The organism is Acinetobacter sp. 809848, from assembly GCF_000581275.1.
In the GTDB taxonomy this organism is placed as follows: Bacteria; Pseudomonadota; Gammaproteobacteria; order Pseudomonadales; family Moraxellaceae; genus Acinetobacter; species Acinetobacter pittii.
Genome location: NZ_JEXG01000073.1, coordinates 1 through 3822, shown reverse-complemented (window position 1 = coordinate 3822; position 3822 = coordinate 1). Strand labels below are relative to the sequence as shown.

5 protein-coding genes are annotated in these 3822 nt (G+C 39.4%); 1 reads left to right on the top strand and 4 read right to left on the bottom strand.

Annotated features, from left to right (window positions below):
* Positions 1-129 precede the first annotated feature (129 nt).
* From J536_RS23375 to J536_RS23360, 4 genes are all read right to left on the bottom strand, one after another.
* Positions 130-636: a hypothetical protein gene (locus J536_RS23375; RefSeq protein WP_002119687.1), complete on the bottom strand. Its 507-nt coding sequence runs from the start codon at positions 634-636 to the stop codon at positions 130-132.
* A gap of 236 nt (positions 637-872) precedes the next feature.
* Positions 873-1295, bottom strand: a complete 423-nt coding sequence (locus tag J536_RS23370) for a glycine zipper domain-containing protein (RefSeq protein ID WP_032024612.1) — start codon at positions 1293-1295, stop codon at positions 873-875.
* A 236-nt stretch (positions 1296-1531) separates the two neighbouring features.
* A complete protein-coding gene (locus J536_RS23365) occupies positions 1532-1951 on the bottom strand; it encodes a glycine zipper domain-containing protein (protein WP_005073603.1) in 420 nt (139 codons plus the stop codon).
* 192 nt (positions 1952-2143) lie between these two features.
* Positions 2144-3046 carry a LysR family transcriptional regulator gene (locus tag J536_RS23360; protein ID WP_002119752.1) on the bottom strand — a complete coding sequence of 301 codons (903 nt, stop codon included), beginning with the start codon at positions 3044-3046 and terminating at the stop codon, positions 2144-2146.
* A gap of 119 nt (positions 3047-3165) precedes the next feature.
* Here J536_RS23360 and J536_RS0104890 point away from each other — a divergent pair.
* The coding region (locus tag J536_RS0104890; RefSeq protein ID WP_050680464.1) for a type 1 glutamine amidotransferase domain-containing protein at positions 3166-3822 on the top strand (657 nt) is incomplete at its 3' end.

Sequence of the window (3822 nt, the reverse complement as noted above, 5' to 3'; positions counted from 1 at the left end):
TATTCTCGAATAAGGATATATCGAAATAATACGATATATGGGGTGTGATGTATATCGTTTTTTTTCGATATTAATTTTTAGCTATAAATAAAAAAGCACCCGAAGGTGCTCTTTTGATTCATCTGTGAATTAGCGGTTTTTATACCAACCACGGTGTAAGCCATTGTCATGGCGACGGCTACCACCTTTATAATAACGACGGTCACCATCGTAATATCTGCGGTCATCACGATCGTAACGATCACGGTCATAACGGTCATCGTAGTTACGGTCTTCAGCAACTTTACGACCTAATGCAGAACCACCAGCTGCACCTACTGCTGCACCGATGTATCCACCGTTGGTGCCGCCCATATTTTTGCCGACTGTATAACCAGCACCACCACCTAAAGCACCACCAATTGCAGCTTCTGTACGATTACGACGATCACTTGCTGCTGCTGCACCACCAGCACCACCTAAAGCAGCACCGATTGTTGCACCTGAGGTACCACCAATACTTTTACCAATTGCAGTACCCACTACACTACCTAAAGCAGAGGTTGCAGCAACACGTGTACCATTGTCAGCATGTGCAACTGTTACCATAGAAGATGTTGCAATTAATGCACTAGCCAACCAAATATTCATTTTCATCGTAGAACTCCATGTCCTTTTTACTGGAAGGACAGTTATCTTTATCTTGGGGTAAATGTAATAAAAAATTTCGTGATAATTATGGAGAACCCCAAGGGTGATACAAGTGTTTTGTGTCTGTTTGTAGTGTTTGTATTAATTTGTGGATAAACCATGAGCATACGACAAATTAGCTTTTAATCACTCATAATAAAAAAGCACCCGAAGGTGCTTAAATATCTGTTCGTCAAATTTGATTAGTGATGACGACGGTGTTTTTTCTTCCAGTGTTTAGAAGATTTTTCTGTATAACGGTCTTTAGAGATTTTATTACCTAAAGCAGAACCACCCGCAGCACCTAAAGCAGCGCCGACATAACCACCGTTTGTACCACCCATGCTTTTACCAACGGTATAACCAGCACCACCACCTAAAGCACCACCAATTGCAGCTTCTGTACGATTACGACGATCACTTGCTGCTGCTGCACCACCAGCACCACCTAAAGCAGCACCGATTGTTGCACCTGAGGTACCACCAATACTTTTACCAATTGCAGTACCCACTACACTACCTAAAGCAGAGGTTGCAGCAACACGTGTACCATTGTCAGCATGTGCAACTGTTACCATAGAAGATGTTGCAATTAATGCACTAGCCAACCAAATATTCATTTTCATCGTAGAACTCCATGTCCTTTTTACTGGAAGGACAGTTATCTTTATCTTGGGGTAAATGTAATAAAAAATTTCGTGATAATTATGGAGAACCCCAAGGGTGATACAAGTGTTTTGTGTCTGTTTGTAGTGTTTGTATTAATTTGTGGATAAACCATGAGCATACGACAAATTAGCTTTTAATCACTCATAATAAAAAAGCACCCGAAGGTGCTTAAATATCTGTTCGTCAAATTTGATTAGTGATGACGACGGTGTTTTTTCTTCCAGTGTTTAGAAGATTTTTCTGTATAACGGTCTTTAGAGATTTTATTACCTAAAGCAGAACCACCCGCAGCACCTAAAGCAGCGCCGACATAACCACCGTTTGTACCACCCATGCTTTTACCAACGGTATAACCAGCACCACCACCTAAAGCACCGCCAATCGCAGATTCAGTACGGTGACGACGGTCACTTGCAACAGCTGCACCACCAGCACCGCCTAAAGCAGCACCAATTGTTGCGCCTGATGTACCGCCCATGCTTTTACCAATTGCAGTACCTGCTACGCTACCTAAAGCAGAAGCGGCTGCTACATGTGTTGTATTGTCAGCATGTGCCACAGTAACCATTGAAGTTGCTAGAACAGCGCTACATAACCAAGCATTTAATTTCATTTTTGACTCCGTGTCCCTAGTTGCAGGACCCTATATCTTTTGTTACGGCAAATGTAACAAAACACTTCTCCCCAAATATGGAGAACCATCTTTTGATTATTGCAGTTTAGTGTCTGGTTTGTATGTTTTCTATTAAAATAGAATATTTAATACTCATATAGATAAATTAAGCTTTATTTAGTTTTGAAGGGGTTACTCATGATCAGAACATAGAAAATTTATTAAAGCTCTTGTCGCAGACGACATATGTTTATGTTGTGCGTACAGTAAAGAAAAGGGCCGTGTGTGACCTGCATAACCCTCAAGTACGGGCTGCAATTTTCCTTGTCGGATCTTTTCATTAACAATAAAGCTATAACTCTGACATATTCCTAATCCACTTTCAGCAAGAGAAACTACTCCCAAAATATCTTCTTTTACTAAAATCCGATTTGATGGTATCCATTGAATTTCATTATCACCATTTTTAAAAAACCATGGAGTAACCTTACCCGTGCTAGGTAATTCAAAGGCAATACATTGGTGATGGTTTAAGTCTTCCAAAGTTTGAGGAACACCCATACGTTTTAAATATTCAGGTGAGGCAACAAGTTGAAGAGGGGCAAGCTCCAAAGGTCTGGCAATGAGAGTGCTACTAGGAAGCTGACCTTGACGAATAGCTAAATCAAATCCTTCCGCAATTAAATCGACATTTCGATTAGAAATACTGACTTCTATTTGAATATCTGGATATTGCAAAAGAAATTTTTGTAGTAATTCTGGAAGGCGATAGTGTCCATAGGTAGTGGGTACACTTAATTTAATTTTGCCGGAAATTTGCAGTTGCTTACCTTGAATAGCACGCTCTGCATGGTCAATTAACTGAAATGCATGTTGCATCTTTTCATAATAAAGTTGACCAGCTTCAGTCAGGCTCAAATGACGAGTTGTTCTTCTAAAAAACTGAATGCCAAGTTTTTTCTCTAGCCGCGTAATTGTTCTACTAATGACTGAAGGAGTTGTTGCTAAATAAATTGCAGCTGCACTAATAGAAAGCTTCTCCGCCACAATTAAAAACACTTCAATATCGGCAAGATGGTCAAATTGACGTGACATTTAGTCCTCAAACGCAAAAAAGATTTGCAAAAGTGGTTGTTTATCTACCTGATTGGCAAAAATAGAATATATCCATCCCAGTTATAAATCCAGCAAATGGTTGGAATGAAGGTCGAATGATGAAATCTCTAAATAAAATAATGCTTGCAGTAGTTGCCGTTTCAGCAGCATTCAGTGCAAATGCTGCTCATGTGTTGGTTGTATTGTCTGATGAGGCGCATTTAGAGCTAAAAAAAGGTCATATTTTTAAAACAGGCTTTTACTTAAATGAGTTGATGCAACCTACAAAAATGCTTTTAGATGCAGGCCATACAGTAACTTTCGCTACACCAAAAGGGAAAGCTCCAACCTTAGATGAATCATCGAATAATGCGATGTATTTTAACCAAGATGAAAAAGCATTAAAGCAATATGCAGATTTATTGCATGATCTAAAATTAACATCTGCTCAAGATTCTCCAGTTGTGAGCCTATCTCGTATTGAACAAATTGGTGTAGGTCAGTTTGATGCTATTTATATTCCAGGTGGACATGCACCTATGCAAGATCTCTTAAAAGATAAACAACTTGGAAAAGTACTTACAGCTTTCCATAAAGCTGGTAAACCTACTGCGTTGGTCTGTCATGGTCCTATTGCATTAATGTCTACTTTACCTAATGCCTCGGAAGTAGTTGGTCAACTAGAACAAGGTAAAACAGTGAAAACTGGCGAATGGATATATAAAAATTATCGGATGACTGTAATTAGTAATCAGGAAGAAGAGCAGGCCAAAGCT

Bases quoted from the DNA above. Each gene is read 5' to 3' on its own strand.
- J536_RS23375 (WP_002119687.1), bottom strand. From the start codon at position 636: ATGAAAATGAATATTTGGTTGGCTAGTGCATTAATTGCAACATCTTCT.
- J536_RS23360 (WP_002119752.1), bottom strand. From the start codon at position 3,046: ATGTCACGTCAATTTGACCATCTTGCCGATATTGAAGTGTTTTTAATT.
- J536_RS23370 (WP_032024612.1), bottom strand. From the start codon at position 1,295: ATGAAAATGAATATTTGGTTGGCTAGTGCATTAATTGCAACATCTTCT.
- J536_RS23365 (WP_005073603.1), bottom strand. From the start codon at position 1,951: ATGAAATTAAATGCTTGGTTATGTAGCGCTGTTCTAGCAACTTCAATG.